Raw genomic sequence first — 18513 nt, 5'->3', positions numbered from 1 at the left:
ATCGCCAGCGCGGTGGAGGAGCAGACGGCCACCACCAACGAGATGTCGCGGTCGGTGCAGGAGGCCGCCGGTGGGTCGACCGAGATCGCCACCAACATCACCGGTGTCTCGGCGGCGGCGTCGTCGACCACGCAGGCCTTGTCGCAGACCCGGCAGGCCGTGGACGAGCTGTCCCGGATGGCCAGCGACCTGCGGACCAACGTCGCGCAGTTCACCTACTGAGACCCGGCGCTGTCGGCGGCCGCCGTTCTCCCCGACGGGAGGGCGGCGGCCGCATCGCATTGTGGGGTGGTCTCGCAGGTGTCGACAAATGCGCTCGGAGGAATGGTCGCCGCGCGGTCTGAGCGCGCCTTCGCGACACGCGCAGGAATGGCTGCCCTGCGCCGCGCGGCGATTCGATGATCAGCACTGCACCACGAGTCACACCCGTCCCACTCGTGCTGCAGCGCGGCCGACACCCGCGCGACCGTCCCAGCCTGGAGGCACCCCCGTGAGCGCACCGTCCGTCCTCGCCCGGTTCCGCGACCGCGGGATCATGGCCAAGATCGTCGCGGCCGTGGGCGTGGCGGTGCTCGTCGCCGTCGGCGTCGGACTCGTCGGGCTGCACACCCTGGGCCGGTCGGCGGACCGGACCGAGGGCATGTACCAGGACGAGCTCGTCGGCACGGTGGACGTGGCGGAGGTGCGCGGGCAGCTGTACGCGCTGCGGCTGTCCTCGGTGAACTACGCCGTGGCCACCGACTCCGCCGCCAAGCAGACCTACATGGGCGACCGGCAGGCCGCCTACGAGGGGTTGGCGCTGGCTGCCTCGCACTACCTGGCCACCCAGCCGCAGGCGGAGAGCCGGGAGCTCATCGACCACGCGCTGGGCGAGCTGAACCGGTACAAGGCGGCGATGCCGCCGCTCGACGAGCTCGCCGACTCCGGCGACCTGGCCGCCTGGTCGCAGATGCGCGACACGGTCGTCGCCCCCATCGCCGAGTCGATCATGGCCGACCTGGACCAGCTGTCCGTGCTGCGCCAGGAGGCGGCGGCCGCGAGCGCGGCCGAGGCCCGTGACTCCTACGACGACACCCGGTGGCTGCTGGTGGCGGTCATCGCCGCCGGCGCCGCGGCGGCACTGGGCTTCGGCGTGCTGGTGGCCCGCCGGATCACCGGGGCGCTGCGCCGGGTGCAGCACACCGCCGAGGGGCTCGCCGCCGGCGACCTGACCAGGCGCGCGGCCGTCACCTCCCACGACGAGGTGGGCCGGACGGCGGCCGCGCTGGACGGCGCGATGGCCGAGCTGCGCACGGTCATGGCCTCGGTGGTCTCCTCGGCCGACGCCGTCTCGGCCTCCTCCCGCGAGCTGTCCAGCTCCTCGGCCCGGATCTCGACCTCGGCTGAGGAGACGTCGGCGCAGTCCGGGGTGGTGTCGGCGGCTGCGGACGAGGTGTCGCGGAACGTGGCGACGGTGGCGGCTGGTGCGGAGGAGATGGGTGCCTCGATCCGGGAGATCTCCCAGAACGCCAACGAGGCGGCGCGGGTGGCCGCCCAGGCCGTGGGCGAGGCGGAGGCGACGACGGCGACGATCACCAAGCTCGGGGCGAGCTCGAAGGAGATCGGTGCGGTGGTCAAGACGATCACCTCGATCGCGGAGCAGACGAACCTGCTGGCGCTGAACGCCACGATCGAGGCGGCGCGGGCCGGTGAGGCGGGCAAGGGCTTCGCGGTGGTGGCCAACGAGGTCAAGGAGCTGGCGCAGGAGACCGCCCGGGCGACCGAGGACATCGCGCGGCGGGTGGAGGCCATCCAGGGCGACACCGCGAAGGCGATCGAGGCGATCGGTGGGATCTCGGAGGTGATCGGCAGCATCAACGACTTCCAGCTGACCATCGCCAGCGCGGTGGAGGAGCAGACGGCCACCACCAACGAGATGTCGCGGTCGGTGCAGGAGGCCGCCGGCGGGTCGACCGAGATCGCCACCAACATCACCGGCGTCTCGACCGCGGCCTCCTCGACGACCCAGGCGCTGGGGCAGACCCGGCAGGCGGTCGACGAGCTGTCCCGGATGGCTGACGACCTGCGGGGGAGTGTCGCCCGGTTCACCTTCTGACCGGAGGACCCTGTCCGCTCGCCCGCAGGCTCGCGGCGAGCCCCGTACGGACCGCCTGACTGCACGCGGCCGCCGTCCCTGCTGGGACGGCGGCCGTGTCACGTCCACCGGAGTGTGGACGAAGTCGACAAATGGTCCGTCCGGAATGGTCGCCTGGATTTCTCTATCCGCGGCGTGACACCGCACGAATGGTCACCAGGACAGTTCAGGCCCTCCCAGAATGGGGAGGTCACGAGGACCACATCCGCACCTGGAGTCACCATGAGCCCCACCACCACCTCCCGCCGCCACCTGAGTTGGCTGCTCGACCGACCGGTGGCCGTGAAGATCGGCGCGGCCATCGCACTGATGGGCGTCGTGGCCGCGGTCATCGCAGCACTGGCGGTGCAGGGCGTGCACGAGCTCCGCGACGGGGAGCAGCGGCTGTACGCCGAGATCGTGCAGCCGATGGACACCCTGGGCGCGATCCAGCGCAGCTTCCAGGGGGACCGGGTGCGGATCGTCTCCTACAACGTGGCGGACCCGGAGACCCGGGCGAGCCTGCGGCAGAGCCTGGCCGAGCGTCAGGACGACCTCCAGGCGCTGATCGCGGAGTACGACGGGCACCAGGCCGACGACGACGCCTGGGCCGACTTCACCGCGGCCGTCGCGGCCTACTACGCCGAGGCCGACCGCCAGCTGGCGGCCATCGACGCCGGGAGCGCCGAGCACTACGGCTTCAACGAGGAGAAGCCGCTGGCCAGCGCGGTCATGGACCCGTACGCCCTGGAGAGCGACGCGGAGGCGGCGGCGGCAGCCGCGGAGGCGGCGGCCGGTACCGAGCTGGCCGGCCGGCTCGCGTTCCAGGTGATCGTGACCGCGGTGGTGGGCATCGCGCTGGCCGCCGCGCTGGCCTTCGTGGTGGTGCGGCAGCTGAAGCGGACGGTCACCTCGGTCCAGCGGTCGGTCGAGGCGCTGGCCACCGGCGACCTGACGGTGGCCCCGGAGGTCACCTCGCGGGACGAGATCGGCCGGATGGCGGCGTCGCTGGCCGAGGCCCAGGGGAACCTGCGCTCGGTGATGTCCGCAGTCGTCGGGTCGGCGGACGCGGTGGCGGCCTCGTCGGAGGAGCTGTCGGCGTCCTCGGCGCAGATCTCGGCCTCGGCTGAGGAGACGTCAGCCCAGTCCGGGGTCGTCTCGAGCGCCGCGGAGGAGGTCTCGCGCAACGTGGCGACGGTGGCGGCGGGTGCGGAGGAGATGGGGGCCTCGATCCGGGAGATCTCGCAGAACGCGAACGAGGCGGCGCGGGTGGCGTCCCAGGCGGTGTCCGAGGCGCAGGAGACGACGGCGACGATCACCAAGCTGGGGACCTCGAGCCAGGAGATCGGCGCGGTCGTGAAGGCGATCACCAGCATCGCCGAGCAGACCAACCTGCTGGCGCTGAACGCCACGATCGAGGCGGCGCGCGCCGGGGAGGCGGGCAAGGGCTTCGCGGTGGTGGCCAACGAGGTGAAGGAGCTGGCGCAGGAGACCGCCCGGGCGACCGAGGACATCGCGCGGCGGGTGGAGGCCATCCAGGGCGACACCGCGAAGGCGATCGACGCGATCGGTGGCATCTCGACGGTGATCGGCTCGATCAACGACTTCCAGCTGACGATCGCCAGTGCGGTGGAGGAGCAGACCGCCACGACGAACGAGATGTCGCGGTCGGTGCAGGAGGCCGCGGGTGGGTCGACCGAGATCGCCGCGAACATCACCGGCGTATCGACCGCGGCCTCCTCGACGACCCAGGCGCTGGGGCAGACCCGGCAGGCCGTCGACGAGCTGTCCCGGATGGCCAGTGACCTGCGGGGGAGCGTTGCGCGGTTCACCTTCTGAGCGACTTGTTTGAACGCACGGTCACCGGGCACTGACCGTGCGACGTGAACGCGCGCAGGTCGCCCGCTCGCTGTCCTGCGAGCGGGTGACCTCCGTGTCGCGTCGTGCACCGGGGCCGCCGCACGATGGCCTGACCACTTCCCTGGAGGCGACGTGCCCTACTCCCTGGTCAGCGCTGCGACGCTCGGCTTCGACCTCGTCCGACTGCCCGCCGGCGGGCAGGTCGCCGACGTGCTGGTGACCGGCCTCGGTGCCGACGCCGACACCCTGCACCGCCTGGCCGGGGCCCACCCCGCCGCCGGCCGACCGGACACCGAGCGGGCAGCGCTGGCCGTGCGGGCCCGCCGGGCCCACGAGCTCGCCGCCGCCGGTGTCCCGCAGCTGCGGGACATGACCGACCCGGGCGGCGACGAGGACAGCCGCTCGGCCCGGCTGGTCGCCCTCCTGGAGCGCGGCACCATCGGCAACACACCGGCCCTCGAGCGGCTGGTCCGCGACGACGTGCTGGGCCCCGAGCACGCCGTCGTCGCCGACCTGGACCCCGCCGTGGCGACGATGGCCGCCGACGTGCTGGCCGACGCGGCCACCGGCTGGTGGGCCGCCGACGCCCTGGACGTCGCCGTCCGCCAGGAGCTCACCTCCCCCTACTCGACCGCCACCGCCTGGGAGCACGGCCCCCGGCCCGACCTCGGCCCGATGGCGCCCGGCCTGGCGGAGCTGCTCGGCGAGCTCCGCGCCCTCGACGAGGCCGGCCGCCGGCGCTGGCGACTGGCCGTGGACGCGAGCCGGGCGCAGCGGCGCCCCTGGGCCGCCGCGATGCACGGCGCGGCCTGGGCGGCGCACGTCTCCGGTCGCACCCGCACCCTCGCCGCGGCCCAGCTGATGACGGTGGCGGCCTTCCTGGACGCCGGCTTCTCGGCCCGGGACGGTGCCGAGGGCGTGTGGAACGCGCTGGCCGGCTGCGTGCAGGGGCTGGCGATGGCCGACCTGCTGGACGAGGAGTCGCTGGCCGTGCTCGGCGGCCCGTGGACCATGGTGACCGGGAGGTCCCTCCCCCTCGCGGGGTGAGTCGCCCACAGATCCGTAGTACACGCCCGAATCCGCTCAAGCCCCGGCGGTCGATGCCGATACAGGTCTGGAGCGGCCCACCGGCCGGACCATCGGCAGCGGGGGCACGTGTGGAACAGATCAGGGTGATGGTCGTCGACGACTCCGTCGTCGTCCGCAAGATCGTGACGGACGTGCTGTCCGAGGACCCGATGATCCAGGTCGTCGGGACCGCGCCCAACGGCCGGCTCGCGGTCAGCAAGCTCGAGCAGCTCAAGCCCGACCTGGTCACCATGGACATCGAGATGCCGGACATGAACGGCATCGAGGCGGTCCGCGCCATCCGCGCCACGCGCAGCCGGGTGCCGATCATCATGTTCAGCACGCTGACCGAGCGGGGCGCCTCTGCCACCCTGGACGCGCTGTCCGCCGGCGCCAACGACTACGTCACCAAGCCGGCCAACGTCGGCAGCGTCGCCCAGTCGATGGAGAGCGTGCGCCAGCAGCTCGTCCCCAAGATCAAGGCCCTCACCGGCCGGCCGATGACCAGCGGCCCCGCCGCGGCCCCGGCCGCCGCGCCGGTCGCCGTCCGGCCCCCGGCGGCCCGGACCCGCGCGCCCAAGCAGCCCGCCGTCCTGGTGATCGGCTCCTCCACCGGTGGCCCCGAGGCGCTGACCAAGGTGCTGCCGCTGCTGCCGGCCTCGCTGCCCGTCCCGGTGCTCCTCGTGCAGCACATGCCCCCGGTGTTCACCCGGCAGTTCGCCCAGCGGCTGGACCGGCTGTGTGCGCTCACCGTCGTCGAGGCCGTCGACGGCACCCCCCTGGCGCCCGGCACCGTGCACATCGCCCCCGGCGACTTCCACCTGACCGTGGGCACCAGCGGCGCGAACAAGCGCACGGCGCTCAACCAGGCCCCGCCGGAGAACTTCTGCCGCCCGGCCGTCGACGTGCTGTTCCGCTCCGCGGTCGCCGCCTACGACGGTGCGGTCCTCGGCGTGGTGCTCACCGGCATGGGCTCGGACGGGCGCACCGGCGCCGGTCAGATCCGGGAGGCCGGCGGCACCGTCGTCGCCCAGGACCAGGCCACCTCGGTCGTCTGGGGCATGCCCGGCGCCGTCACCCAGGCCGGGTTCGCCGACGAGGTGCTGCCCCTCGGGCGGGTCGCCGAGGCGATCACCCGGCTCCTGCCCACCCCGCGCCCCGCGGCGAGCTTCGCCGCGGCCCGCGCCGCAGCCCCGATGGGAGGCCTCCGATGACACTCACCGCCACGAGCTTCGACTGGGTGCGCCAGCTGGTGCACCGAGAGAGCGCGATCGTCCTGCAACCCGGCAAGGAGTACCTGGTCGAGGCCCGGCTGCTGCCGATGGCCCAGCAGCGTGGGCTGTCCGGGGTCAGCGAGCTCGTCGAGTCCGTCCGCAACCGCCCGGACCCGGCGATCACCCGGCGCATCGTCGAGGCGCTGACCACGAACGAGACGTCCTGGTTCCGGGACGGTGACCCGTTCACCGCCCTGACCAGCACCGTCATGCCGCAGCTGGTGGCCGCCCGCCGTCCCGACGAGCGCCTGCAGATCTGGTCGGCCGCCTGCTCCAGCGGGCAGGAGGCGTACACGATCGCGATGCTGCTGTCCGACGCGCTCCCCAACGCCACCAACCGCGTGTCGATCACCGCCACCGACCTCTCCCGCGAGATGGTGGAGCGGACGCGGGCCGGCCGGTTCAGCCAGCTCGAGGTCAACCGCGGCCTGCCGGCCTCGATGCTGGTGCGGCACTTCACCCGCGCCGGCAACGAGTGGGAGATCGCGCCGGCGCTGCGCCGGATGGTCACCGCCTCCGAGTGCAACCTGGCCGCACCGCTGCCCCGCCTGGGGCCGTTCGACGTGGTCTACCTGCGCAACGTGCTCATCTACTTCGACCTGCCCACCAAGCAGGGCATCTTGAACCGCGTCCGCCAGATCATGCGGCCCGATGGCTGGCTGTTCCTGGGTGCTGCCGAGACCACTCTCGGTGTGGACGACAACTGGGAGCGGGTCGTCCTCGGCCGCGGCTCCGCCTACCGGCCCAAGAAGGGAGCCTGACCGTGCGAGCTCTGGTGATCGACGACTCCCGCGCCATGCGGCGCATCGTCGGCACGATCCTCAAGGACTTCGGATTCGAGGTGCGTGAGGCCGGGGACGGTCAGCAGGCCCTCGACCTGCTGCACGAGGGGAAGGCCGAGGGCTGGGTCCCCGACCTGTGCTGCATCGACTGGAACATGCCGGTGATGGACGGTCTGCAGTTCGTCATGGCAGTCCGCGCCAACCCCGAGTTCCGCCAGGTGACGCTGATGATGGTCACCACGGAGAGCGAGACCGGCCAGATCGTCAAGGCGCTGGCCGCCGGGGCCCACGAGTACCTGATCAAGCCCTTCACCGCCGACGCGCTCCGCGACAAGCTGGCGCTGCTCGGCCTTCTCCCCGAGGAGGTGTCCGCATGACCCTGTCCCGAGCCCGGCCGATCACCGAGCTGCTGGACACCGAGACGGTGCAGAGCATCTGCGACGAGGTCTGGCCGTCCCTGGTCGGCGACGGCGAGGCCTTCGTGCCCGTGCCGGTGGCCCCGCCGGCCGAGGTCGTCAGCGCCTGGGTCGACATCATCGGCCCCTGGACCGGCTCCGTCGTCGTCACCTGCGCGCCGTCCACGGCGGCGGCGCTGACCGAGTCGGTGCTGATGACCCGCCCGCCCACCGTGGTGGACGACGAGGACGTCGCCGACGCCCTCGGCGAGCTCGCCAACGTGCTCGGCGGCAACGTCAAGAGCGTCCTGCCGGGTGAGTCCCGGCTCGGCCTCCCCCAGATCGGTTCGGCCCCCGCCCGTGGGCGGCTGGACGACGTCCGTGCCCTCGTCGGTCAGTGGCGAGGCAACTACCTGACCATCACCGTGCAGGGCACCGCCCCGCACCCGAGCGGAACTGAGGTGCCGCAGTGAAGATCCTGGTGACCGACGACAGCCGTGTCATGCGGCAGATCGTCATCCGCACCCTGCGCCAGGCGGGGTACGACGACCACGACATCGTCGAGGCCGAGGACGGGGCCCAGTGCCTGGAGAAGGTCGGCTCCGAGAAGCCGGACCTGGTCCTCTCCGACTGGAACATGCCGAACATGAGCGGCATCGAGTGCCTGCAGGCGCTGCGCGCCTCCGGCTCGCAGGTGCCGTTCGGGTTCGTGACCTCCGAGGGGTCCCCGGAGATGCGGGAGAAGGCGGCCAACGCCGGCGCCCTCTTCCTGATCGCCAAGCCGTTCAACGAGGACACCTTCAAGGACGCGCTGGACGGGGTGATCGCGTGACCGCCGCCCTGCAGCCGGCCACGCTGCCGACCGCTAAGGACGTCCGCGACATGCTCGAGGGCCTCTTCGGCAAGGAGGTCGTCGTCTCCCCCGGCGACCCGGTCTCGCTCAACGACAAGCCCGCCGTCGCCGTCTACGTCGACCCGACGATGGCGACCACGGCCCTGTGCCTGGTCGACCTGCGTCTGGGCGCCTGGCTGGCCGGCGCGCTGGCCCTGCTGCCCAAGGGTGGGCTCGAGGACGCCATCGACGAGGGCGAGCTCTACCCGATGCACCTCGAGGCGCTCTACGAGGTCGTGAACATCGCCGCGTCGATGTTCAACGGCGAGGGCGTCAACCACTCGAAGCTGTACAAGCTGCATGCGCCGGGGGAGTCGATCCCGGGCGACATCGCCGGGCTCGCCGCGGCGTTCAACCGGATCGACCTCAAGGTCGACGTGGCCGGCTACGGCTCGGGCAACCTGTCCATCGTGATGGCGCACTGACCCAGCCCGACCAGCACGGCACGACCCCCGGACCGGGGGAGCAGGCCCTTCCCGGGCCGGCTCCCCCGGTCTCGTCGTGTCGGGGGACCGGTCACCGCCAGCGGTAGCCGACCTCCGGGCGCCCGGCCGTCCCGTACCGGGGGCTGCGGGCCACCAGCCCGGCGTCGGCGAGGTGCTCCAGGTAGCGCCGCGCGGTGATCCGGGAGGCGCCGATCAGCTCGCCGGTCTGGGCCGCGGACAGCCCCTCGGTCGCTGAGCCGTCCGCACCCCGCAACGCGGTCACCACCGCCTCCAGCGTCTCCCGCGACATCCCCTTCGGCAGCACCGCCGGCCGGGGGGCGCGCACCGCGTCCAGCGCCCGGTCGACGTCGTCCTGGCCGGTCAGGTCGCCGTGGCCGGCCAGCCGGTCCCGGTAGTCGGCGTAGGCGGTCAGCCGGTCGCGCAGCGCGGGGTAGGTGAACGGCTTGAGCAGGTAGCCCACCACCCCGGCGGAGACCGCGGCGCGGACGGTGGCCAGCTCCCGGGCGGAGGTGACGGCCAGCACGTCGACGTCCTGACCGGTGGCCCGTAGCCAGCGGACGACGTCGGTGCCGTGGGTGTCCGGCAGGTTCATGTCCAGCAGCACCAGGTCCACCTGCCGGCGGGTCAGCGCCTCGCGGGCGAGCGCGCCGGTGCCGGCCACGCCCACCGCGGTGAACCCGGGCGTGCGGTCGACGTAGAGCCGGTGCGCCTCGGCGGCGATCGGCTCGTCCTCGACCACGAGCACGCGCACCGGCGGGCTGCCGGTCACCGGGCGGCCGCCGGGGCCGGCAGCGGCACGGTCACGGTGAACTCCGCGCCCGGGCCCGGGCGCACTTCGATCGTGCCGCCGTGCCGGCGGACCGTCTGGGCGACCAGGGCCAGGCCCAGGCCCCGCCCGAGGCCGGCCGGTGCGCCCGGGGGTGCCTGCTTGGTGGTCCAGCCCTGGTCGAAGACGCGCCGCGTCTGCTCCACGGTCAGCCCCGGGCCGGTGTCCTCGACGCGCACCTCCAGCGCCGTCCCGGTGGCGCGCAGCAGCAGGTGGACCTCGCGCGGCGGGGGACCGTCCAGCGCGGCGTCGACCGCGTTGTCCAGCAGGTTGCCGACGACGGTGACCAGGTCGCCCCCGGGGAGCCCGGTGCTGCCCACGGTCGAGTCCGGGTCCACCACCAGCGCCACCCCGCGCTCGTGCGCCGCCGCGGCCTTGCCCAGCAGCAGCGCGGCCAGCACCGGTTCCCCGACGGCGGCGACGACCTCGTCGGTCAGCCGCTGGGCGACGGCCAGCTCGGTGGTGGCGAACTCGATCGCCTCCTGCGTCCGGCCCAGCTCGACCAGGGAGATGGTGGTGTGCAGCCGGTTGGCCGCCTCGTGGGACTGCGCGCGCAGCGAGTGGGCGAAGGCCCGCACGCTGTCCAGCTCGCCGGTCAGCGCCTGCAGGTCGGTGTGGTCGCGCAGGGTGACCACGGCACCCACCGAGCGCCCCGCCTGCCGCGCCGGCGCCTGGTTGACCACCAGCACCCGGGACCGGGTGACCTGGACGGCGTCCACGGTCAGCTGCTGACCGGTGAGGACGCCGGTGAGCCCGGCCGGCAGCCCCAGCTCGGTGACGTGCCGGCCGGTCGGGTCGTCGGTCAGGTCGAGCAGCCGCCGGGCCTCGTCGTTGACCAGCTGCACCCGGCCGTCGCCGTCGACCAGCAGCAGCCCCTCGCGGACGGCGTGCAGCACGGCGTCGTAGTACTCCAGCATCCGGGCCAGCGGGGCGGCGCCCAGGCCGTGCGTCTGCCGGCGCACCCGGCGGCTGATCGCCCAGCTGCCCAGCCCGCCGACGGCCAGCGTCGCCAGCGCCGTCCAGGCGATGCCGGGCAGGGCGCCCTGCAGGTCGTCGCCGATGGCCGAGACGGTGATGCCGGCCGAGACCAGGGCGACCACCTCGCCCCGCTCGTCCAGCACCGGCCCGGTGGCCCGCACCGAGGGCCCGAGCGTTCCCGTGTAGGTCTCGGTGAAGGTGCGTCCGGCCAGCGCCGGGGCGATCGTGCCGAGGAACGGGCGGCCGATCTGCGACACGTCGGGGTGGGTGTAGCGGGTGCGGTCGGGCGCCAGCACGGTGATGAACGACGTCCCGGTGTCGGCCCGGATCCGCTCGACGTAGGGCTCGAGCAGCGCGGTGGCGTCCGGACCGGAGACCGCGGTGAGCACGAACGGCGAGTTGGCCAGGCTCTCGACGATGCCGAGCACCTCGGACTCGGCCGCCTCTCGTACCGCCGACCGGGCGGAGGTGTAGGCCACCCCGCTGGCGACCAGCACCACGACCGCCACCAGGCACGCCTGCAGCAGCAGCAGCTGACGGGCCAGGCTGCCGCGGCCGGGCCGTCGGCCGGGGAGGGCGGGTGGGCGCACCCGCCGAGTGTCCACCGGGAGGAGCCCCGCCCGTGAACGCTATGAACACATGCGTGACCGCCGTCACGCCACGGGTGAAGGTGCTCGGGTCGCCCGTCCCCGGGTGACCTGATCCGAGGCCAGGAGCCCCGGCCGCCGACTCCACAGGAGCAGTCATGGCCACAGGCAGCACCCCCGTCGACCGGGGGGCGGACACCGGCACCCCGAGCCGCCGGCGGGACCGCACCCACTGGCTCTACCTCGCGGTGATCGGCGCGGTGGCCCTGGGCATCCTCGTCGGCCTGGTCTTCCCCGACTTCGCGGTCGGCCTGAAGTGGCTGGGCGACGCCTTCGTCAAGCTGATCAAGATGCTGATCGCCCCGGTGATCTTCTGCACGATCGTGCTGGGCATCGGCTCGATCCGGAAGGCGGCGCAGGTCGGCCGGGTCGGCGGCCTGGCCCTGGGCTACTTCATCGTGATGTCCACCTTCGCCCTGGCGATCGGGCTGGTGGTGGGCAACCTGCTGCACCCCGGTGACGGCCTGCAGATCACCGACGACCTGCGCTCCCGCGGGGCCGACTACGCCGCGCAGGCCGAGGGCGGGGGTGGCACGACCGACTTCGTCCTCGGCCTGATCCCGGAGACGCTGGTCTCCGCGCTGACCGACGGATCGGTGCTGCAGGCGCTGCTGGTCGCGCTGCTGGTCGGGTTCGCCATCCAGGCGATGGGGCCGGCGGGCGAGCCGGTGCTGCGCGGGATCGGCCACTTCCAGCGGCTGGTCTTCCGCGTGCTCTCGATGATCATGTGGGTCGCGCCGATCGGTGCCTTCGGCGCCATCGCCGCGGTCGTCGGGGCGACCGGCATCGACGCGCTGAAGAGCCTGGCGATCCTGATGCTCGGCTTCTACGCGACCTGCGTGATCTTCGTGTTCGGGGTGCTGGGCACGCTGCTGCGGGTGGTGGCCAAGGTCAGCGTGTTCAAGCTGTTCCGGTACCTGGGCCGGGAGTTCCTGCTGATCGTCTCCACCTCCTCCTCGGAGACGGCGCTGCCCCGGCTGATCGCCAAGATGGAGCACGTCGGCGTCTCCAAGCCGGTGGCCGGCATCGTGGTGCCGACCGGCTACTCGTTCAACCTGGACGGCACGGCGATCTACCTGACGATGGCCTCGCTGTTCATCGCCGAGGCGCTCGGCGACCCGCTGTCGCTGGGCGAACAGGTCGGCCTGCTGGCGTTCATGATCATCGCCTCGAAGGGTGCGGCCGGCGTCACCGGCGCCGGCCTGGCCACGCTGGCCGGGGGGCTGTCCTCGCACCGGCCGGAGCTGCTGGACGGCGTGGGCCTGATCGTGGGCATCGACCGGTTCATGTCCGAGGCCCGGGCACTGACCAACTTCGCCGGCAACTCGATCGCCGCCGTCCTGGTCGCCACCTGGACCCGGGAACTGGACCGCGAGCAGCTGGACGCCGTCCTCTCCGGGCAGCGGCCGTTCGACGAGGCGACCATGGTCGACGACGGGCACGGCACCGACCACGGCGGTGCCCCGCAGGCCCCGGCCGAGCTGCCCGCAGCGCGCTGACCGGGGGTCGGTTCACCCAGCAGGGGGACGCGCCGCGCCCAGCCCGGCTCCGGGAGTGGGGCGCGGCGCGTGCCATGAGGCACAGTGACCGCATGACCACGGTGGGTGGGGCGGCGCGGGCCGACCTCCTGATGCTCGCCGTCGAGGGCATGGCACGGCCGCTGTTCGTCCTGGACCGGGACTGGCGCTTCGGCTACATCAACCCCGCCGGCGCCGCGCTGCTCGGGCACACCGTCGAGACGCTCACCGGGCGGGACGTCTGGGAGGCCTTCCCGGAGGCGGTCGGCGGGCCGTTCGAGCAGCACTACCGGCACGTCGCGGCGACGGGGGAGCCGGCGGGCTTCGAGGCCTGGTTCGAGCCGCTGCAGACCTGGTTCCAGGTCGACGCGTTCCGCAGCGAGGCGGGGGTGGTCGTCACCTACGACGACGCGACCGCCCGCCGCCGGGTCGAGCGCGAACGCGAGGAGGCCGTCGCCGCCCGCGAGGAGGAGGCCGCCCGGGCCGCGGAGTCCGCGGCCGCCGCCGAGCTGGCCGGCCGCCACCTCATGCTGCTCGGCGACATCAGCCAGGCGATGACCGCGACCCTGGACATCGACGAGGCGGTGCAGCGCTTCGCCCAGCTCGTCGTCCCCCAGCTGGCCGACTGGTGCCTGGTGAGCGTGGTCGAGCAGGGCCGCCGCCGGGACGTCGGCCGGGCGCACCGCGACCCGGCGATGGTCGAGGCGATGCACCGGTACGCCGACCTGCGGGCCCGGACCAACTCCTCGGCCGCCCCGGTGCCCACCGCGCTGCGGGAGGGCCGGCCGGTGGTGATCCAGCAGCTGGAGCCCGAGCAGGTCGAGGCGATGACGACGCCGGCGGCCCGGGCGGCGCTCGCACCGCTGGCCCCCTCGGCCGTCGCCACCTTCCCGCTGGTCGCCCGCGGTGAGCTGTTCGGCGCGGTCACCCTGGTGACTGGGCCGGCGCGCGGCCCGTTCTCCGACGCCGAGCTGCGCACCGCCGACATCGCGTCCCGGCGGGCGGCGCTCGCGCTGGACAACGCGCGGCTGGCCACCGCGCAGAGCCGGGTCGCCGAGCGGCTGCAGCGCAGCCTGCTGTCCGCGCCGGTGCAGCCGGACCACCTGGAGCTCGCCGTGCGCTACCGGCCGGCCGCGCAGGACGTCGCCATCGGCGGTGACTGGTACGACGCCTTCCAGCAGCCGGACGGCGCCACGGTGCTGGTGATCGGCGACGTGATGGGCCACGACCTGGAGGCCGCGGCCGCCATGGCCCAGCTGAAGACGCTTGTGCGGGCGATCGCCTACGACCGGCAGGACGAGCCGGCGGAGGTCGTGCGCCGGGTCGACCGGGCGGTGGCCGGACTGGACGTCGCCACGCTGGCCACGGCGCTGGTCGCCCGGGTCGAGCAGGACGACGCCGACCGTGGGACCGGGGTCCGCCGGCTGCGCTGGGCGACCGCCGGCCACCCGGTGCCCCTGCTGCTGCTCGCCGACGGCACCGTCGTCGACCTGGAGGCGCCGGTGGGGCCGCCGCTGGGGATGGGCTGGATGGGCGACCGGGTCGACGGGGTGGCCCTGCTGCCCCCGGGGAGCACCCTGCTGCTGTTCACCGACGGGCTCTTCGAGCGGCGCACCGGCGACCTGGACCAGGGGCGGGCGCGGTTGCGCGAGGCCGTGCAGACACTGGCGGGGGAGCCGCTGGACGTGCTGTGCGACGGCCTGCTCGCCGCGCTCCTGGTCGACGGCGCCGAGGACGACGTGGCCCTGCTCGCCGTCCGCGCCCACCGCGAGCCCAGCCGGAGGGCGGCGGACCACCCCGCGCCGGCCGCGGTGGCCGCCGTCGGGGGCTGACCGCGGTCAGCTGTCCCGGGCCGCGGCCTCCCGCACCGCGGCGGTGATCGCGGTGACGCCCTGGCCGGACCAGAGGATCGACCAGTGGTCGGTGTCGGGCACCTCGCGGGCGGACACGTGCGCGCCGGTCAGCCCCATGCCGGCCAGTCGCACCTCGTCGTAGAGGCCGGGGACCTGGCCCTGCATCCCGCGGGTGGCCCACAGCAGGGTGGCCGGCACCGGCAGGTCGGTGGTGGCCTCCAGCACGGCCTGGTTGCGCAGCATGTCCGCGCCGTCGACCCGGACGGCCTCGTGCACCACGGCGCTGCGCAGCTCCGGCTCGGTGCCGGTCAGGTCGCGGGCGAGGAACCCGGCGACCTCGGGGCGGTCGGCCCACGGGCCGACCGCGGGGTGCTGCGCCCAGTACCGCCGGACGGCGTCCAGGTCGGGGAAGGTCTCGTCCAGCCGGGCCAGGGACGACCCGAGGAAGGCCGCCAGCATGTCGTCGGTGTCCGCGGCGGGCGGGACGGCGAAGGGGAGCCCGCCGTCGACCAGCACCAGGCCGTGCACCAGCTCCCGGGCGACCCCGCTGGTGGCCAGCGCGGTCACGAAGCCGCCCATCGAGTGCCCGACCAGCACGGTGGCGTCCGCGCCGGCCGCGGCGTCGGCGCCGAACCGGTCGAGCAGGGTGGCCAGGTCGGCCGCGTGCTGCGACAGGCCGTAGGGGGAGGGGAGATCGGCGCTGCCGGCCCGGCCGCGCAGGTCGGGGGCGACCACCTCGCACTCGCCGGCCAGTGCGGCGGCCACCGGGGCCCAGACGGCGGCGTTCCCGGTGATGCCGTGCACCAGGACGACCAGCGGGGCGCCGGGGGCGTCGGCGGCCCAGTACAGCGCGGCCAGGTCACCGCCCTCGACGGGGACGGTGATCTCCTCGGGGGAGCGGACGTCGGCAGGGGTGCTCACCCCGGCCACCCTGCCGTCCCGGCGCCGACGTTGCACGTGGAACGTCCCCCGGTCAGCGGTGCGGTCTCATTCGGTGGCGTGGCTGAGCAGGTACCGGCCGAAGTGCGGCACGGTGAAGGCGATCTGCCCGCGCTCGGCGGAGTAGACCAGGCCCTTCTTGATCAGCGAGTCGCGGGCGGGGGAGAGCGAGGCGGGCTTGCGGCCCAGCGAGACCGCCACGTCGGAGGTGCCGACCGCGGCACCGGTCGGGCCGCCGAGCTCGGCCATCGCGTGCATGTACTCGCGCTCGGCGGGGGTGGCCCGGTCGTAGCGCGACCCGAAGAAGCCGACCGCGAGCTCGGCCTCGGCGGCCGGTGCGGCCATGGCGACGTCGGCGGCGGTGATGGGGGAGGCGGCGGCGACGTCCCAGGTGACCTTGCCGTAGGCCTGGACGAAGTAGGGGTAGCCGTCGGCGGCGGCGTAGAGGGCGTCGAGGGCCTCGGGGTCGAAGGCGACGTCCTCCCGCTCGGCCGGGGCGAGCAGGGCCCGGTCGGCGGCGTCGCGGTCGAGCCGGTCGATCCGCAGGTAGCGGAAGAGCCGTTCGGAGTAGCTCTTGGAGGCGCTGAGCACGGCGGGCAGGTGGGGGAGGCCGGCGCCGACGACGATCAGCGGGGAGCCCTGCTGGGACAGCTCGTGGCAGGCGGCGCAGATGGCCGAGACGTCGTCGGCCTGCACGTCCTGCATCTCGTCGATGAACAGCGCCACGCCCTTGCCGACGTCGGCGGCGATCCCCGCGACGTCGGACAGCAGCTCGACCAGGTCGATCTCCATGTCCCCGGAGTCGGCCCGGCCGGTCGCGGCCGGGACGTCGATGCCCGGCTGCCAGCGGTCGCGCACCTTCGCGTCGGCGGGTGCCTGGCGCTGGGCGAAGGCCTTCAGGGTCCCGAGGACGGCGTCGGTGGACTCCTGGTCGGGGTGGCGCAGCTCGCGCAGCGCCATGTGCAGCGCGGCCGACAGCGGGCGGCGCAGCGACTGGTCGGGGCGGGCCTCGATCTTCCCGGTGCCCCACCCCCGGCTGATCGCCGCCGAGCGCAGCTGGTTGAGCAGCACGGTCTTGCCGACGCCGCGCAGCCCGGTGAGCACCAGCGAGCGCTCCGGCCGGCCGCGGGCGATCCGCTCGAGGACGACGTCGAACGCCGACAGCTCGGTGTCCCGGCCGGCCAGCTCGGGCGGGCGCTGGCCGGCGCCGGGGGCGTACGGGTTCCGCACGGGGTCCATGTCAAGCAGCCTATGGGGTCGTCTTGTCCTGGCGGTAGACACGTATAGACGACGGCATGCTCGGCGGTCTCGATGCTCGTCTCAGCCTGTCTAGCTCATGCGCTAGACAGGCTGAGACGGCGACAGAGCCGACGCGGCGCCCGTGGGCCGTGCTCCCTTCGCTGGACCGACCGTAGCACGGAGTTCGAACAGGCGTTCGAATCAGTCGGGCTCGGCCGCGGGGGTCACCGCACGCCGCGGCGCCCCGGCCCGCCGGTGACGGAGGGCCAGTGCGGCCAGCACCAGCGCGGCGAGGCCCAGCGGCAGGAGCCCGAGCAGCCAGGAGGGCTCGCCGCCCCCGACGGTGGCGCCGAGGGTCACGTGCAGCACGGTGCCCGGCACCAGGCCGAGCGCGGTGCCGGCGAGGTGGTCGCGCAGTCGCATCCCCGACAGGCCACCGGCGTAGCTGATCAGCGTGAACGGCACCACCGGGGTGAGCCGGCCGACCAGCACGGCGAGGAAGCCCCGTTCGGCGAGCTGGGCGTCGGCCCGGGCCAGTCGCGGCCCGGCCAGCCGGGTGACCGTCTCCCGGCCGAGCCAGCGGGCCAGCGTGAAGCCGGCGGCGGCGCCGAGCACCCCGCTGGAGACGGCCAGGGCGAGCCCGCCCCAGAAGCCGGCCAGCACCCCGGCGAGCAGGGACAGCGCGGTCCGCGGCACCGGGGCCAGGGTGGCCAGGGCGAGGCCGGTCAGCAGCACGGCCCAGCCGGCCGGGCCGGCGTCGGCGAGCCAGTCGCGCAGGGTGGCGACGTCCGGGAGGTCGACCAGCAGGGCCACGGCGCAGCCGGCGAGCAGCACGACCACCAGCAGCAGGGCGCGCCGCGCGGTGCGCGGGGGCAGTCGGCGCAGCCGCTCGGAGCGTCGGCGTCGCCGATCCGGGTCACCCGGTGGTGCGCCCCCCACGGTGCCAGTCTGACAGCGCAGCGCCCCGCCGGGAGCCGAGTCCCGACGGGGCGCGCGATGACCGGCCCGGCAGGCGCCTCTCGGCGAGTGGTCGCACGAGGCGACGAGGGGTGGAGCCCGGGGGTCTGTCCGGACCGGCACCCGGATGAACGCCGCAGCGACCGGGTTGTTCCCAACCGGATGGCGTGCTCTACGTCTCGCCCGGCCCGGCCCTCCGGTCGTCGGGTTCTCTCGGGCCGTCTAGGCCAGACGCGAGAGCCGCTTAGACGAGCGCATGCCGGCTCCTGGTGATCAGTGCGCGCTACCGTGCCGCCGTGGCCACGATCGGGAAGTTCGCCGTCCGCGTCGTCGTGCTGGCGGCGATCATCTACGCCGTCACCCGGCTGGTCGACGGCATCGAGGTGATCGGCAACCCCACCGGGTTCTTCGGCGAGACCGGCACCTACCTGTGGGTGGCGCTGCTGTTCGCGCTGGTCAACTCGATCGTCGGGCCGATCGTCCGGCTGCTCGCGCTGCCCTTCGTGATCCTCACCCTGGGCCTGTTCCTGCTGGTGATCAACGCCGCGATGCTCGGCCTCACCGCGGCGATCTCCGACCGGTTCACCGTCGACGGGTTCCTGGCGGCGGTCTTCGGCGGCTTCCTGATCGCGCTGTTCAGCTGGATCGCCGAGCTCGTCCTGCCGCTGAAGGTCCGCGCCGGCTGAGCCCGGCCGCGGATGTGCGTGCGGGGGACCTGACCGGCCAC

17 protein-coding genes and 1 pseudogene are annotated in these 18513 nt (G+C 74.0%); 13 read left to right on the top strand and 5 right to left on the bottom strand.

Annotated features, from left to right (window positions below):
- From HLA93_RS13000 to HLA93_RS12955, 10 genes and pseudogenes are all read left to right on the top strand, one after another.
- Positions 1-222 (top strand): annotated as a pseudogene (locus tag HLA93_RS13000) (methyl-accepting chemotaxis protein); the annotation flags it as partial.
- A 268-nt stretch (positions 223-490) separates the two neighbouring features.
- Positions 491-2095: a methyl-accepting chemotaxis protein gene (locus HLA93_RS12995; protein ID WP_308128103.1), complete on the top strand. Its 1605-nt coding sequence runs from the start codon at positions 491-493 to the stop codon at positions 2093-2095.
- Positions 2096-2356: 261 nt separating this feature from the next.
- The gene (locus HLA93_RS12990; protein ID WP_222194781.1) at positions 2357-3952 is read left to right on the top strand and encodes a methyl-accepting chemotaxis protein; all 1596 of its coding nucleotides are present in this window, start codon (positions 2357-2359) and stop codon (positions 3950-3952) included.
- A 153-nt stretch (positions 3953-4105) separates the two neighbouring features.
- Positions 4106-5020, top strand: coding sequence for a hypothetical protein (locus HLA93_RS12985; protein ID WP_222194780.1), 915 nt, complete (start codon positions 4106-4108; stop codon positions 5018-5020).
- A gap of 110 nt (positions 5021-5130) precedes the next feature.
- Positions 5131-6255, top strand: coding sequence for a protein-glutamate methylesterase/protein-glutamine glutaminase (locus HLA93_RS12980; RefSeq protein ID WP_222194779.1), 1125 nt, complete (start codon positions 5131-5133; stop codon positions 6253-6255).
- Complete coding sequence (locus tag HLA93_RS12975; protein WP_222194778.1) at positions 6252-7076, top strand: CheR family methyltransferase; 825 nt, start codon at positions 6252-6254, stop codon at positions 7074-7076. The genes HLA93_RS12980 and HLA93_RS12975 overlap by 4 nt, the downstream gene beginning before the upstream one ends.
- 2 nt (positions 7077-7078) lie before the next feature.
- The gene (locus HLA93_RS12970) at positions 7079-7474 is read left to right on the top strand and encodes a response regulator (RefSeq protein WP_222194777.1); all 396 of its coding nucleotides are present in this window, start codon (positions 7079-7081) and stop codon (positions 7472-7474) included.
- Complete coding sequence (locus HLA93_RS12965; RefSeq protein ID WP_222194776.1) at positions 7471-7965, top strand: chemotaxis protein CheX; 495 nt, start codon at positions 7471-7473, stop codon at positions 7963-7965. The genes HLA93_RS12970 and HLA93_RS12965 overlap by 4 nt, the downstream gene beginning before the upstream one ends.
- Entirely contained in the window at positions 7962-8324 is a 363-nt protein-coding gene (locus tag HLA93_RS12960; protein ID WP_222194775.1) for a response regulator, read from the top strand. The genes HLA93_RS12965 and HLA93_RS12960 overlap by 4 nt, the downstream gene beginning before the upstream one ends.
- Entirely contained in the window at positions 8321-8809 is a 489-nt protein-coding gene (locus HLA93_RS12955) for a hypothetical protein (RefSeq protein ID WP_222194774.1), read from the top strand. Before HLA93_RS12960 ends, HLA93_RS12955 begins: the two co-directional genes overlap by 4 nt.
- A gap of 91 nt (positions 8810-8900) precedes the next feature.
- On the opposite strand, the gene HLA93_RS12950 is transcribed toward HLA93_RS12955, so the two are convergent.
- Together HLA93_RS12950 and HLA93_RS12945 are read right to left on the bottom strand one after the other, a co-directional pair.
- The gene (locus HLA93_RS12950) at positions 8901-9599 is read right to left on the bottom strand and encodes a response regulator (protein WP_308128102.1); all 699 of its coding nucleotides are present in this window, start codon (positions 9597-9599) and stop codon (positions 8901-8903) included.
- The gene (locus HLA93_RS12945; protein ID WP_222194773.1) at positions 9596-11224 is read right to left on the bottom strand and encodes a sensor histidine kinase; all 1629 of its coding nucleotides are present in this window, start codon (positions 11222-11224) and stop codon (positions 9596-9598) included. The genes HLA93_RS12950 and HLA93_RS12945 overlap by 4 nt, the downstream gene beginning before the upstream one ends.
- Positions 11225-11379: 155 nt before the next feature.
- Here HLA93_RS12945 and HLA93_RS12940 point away from each other — a divergent pair, with 155 nt between their 5' ends.
- The gene (locus tag HLA93_RS12940) at positions 11380-12780 is read left to right on the top strand and encodes a cation:dicarboxylate symporter family transporter (protein ID WP_222194772.1); all 1401 of its coding nucleotides are present in this window, start codon (positions 11380-11382) and stop codon (positions 12778-12780) included.
- 92 nt (positions 12781-12872) lie between these two features.
- Positions 12873-14630, top strand: coding sequence for a PP2C family protein-serine/threonine phosphatase (locus tag HLA93_RS12935; protein ID WP_222194771.1), 1758 nt, complete (start codon positions 12873-12875; stop codon positions 14628-14630).
- Between the two features lie 6 nt (positions 14631-14636).
- Here HLA93_RS12935 and HLA93_RS12930 read toward each other — a convergent pair whose 3' ends face one another.
- From HLA93_RS12930 to HLA93_RS12920, 3 genes are all read right to left on the bottom strand, one after another.
- The gene (locus HLA93_RS12930; protein ID WP_222194770.1) at positions 14637-15572 is read right to left on the bottom strand and encodes an alpha/beta fold hydrolase; all 936 of its coding nucleotides are present in this window, start codon (positions 15570-15572) and stop codon (positions 14637-14639) included.
- A 66-nt stretch (positions 15573-15638) separates the two neighbouring features.
- Positions 15639-16829, bottom strand: a complete 1191-nt coding sequence (locus HLA93_RS12925) for an ATP-binding protein (protein ID WP_222194769.1) — start codon at positions 16827-16829, stop codon at positions 15639-15641.
- Positions 16830-17030: 201 nt separating this feature from the next.
- Positions 17031-17768 (bottom strand): TVP38/TMEM64 family protein, encoded by a 738-nt coding sequence (locus HLA93_RS12920; protein ID WP_308128101.1) that lies wholly within the window; start codon positions 17766-17768, stop codon positions 17031-17033.
- Between the two features lie 314 nt (positions 17769-18082).
- Between HLA93_RS12920 and HLA93_RS12915 the strand changes: the two genes are divergently transcribed.
- The gene (locus HLA93_RS12915; RefSeq protein WP_308128100.1) at positions 18083-18472 is read left to right on the top strand and encodes a phage holin family protein; all 390 of its coding nucleotides are present in this window, start codon (positions 18083-18085) and stop codon (positions 18470-18472) included.
- Positions 18473-18513: the final 41 nt, after the last annotated feature.

The sequence above is a fragment of the Modestobacter italicus genome (assembly GCF_019799965.1).
Taxonomy (GTDB): Bacteria; Actinomycetota; Actinomycetes; order Mycobacteriales; family Geodermatophilaceae; genus Modestobacter; species Modestobacter italicus_A.
Note: the sequence above shows the minus strand (reverse complement) of the source record. Positions and strands in the feature narration are given on the sequence as shown.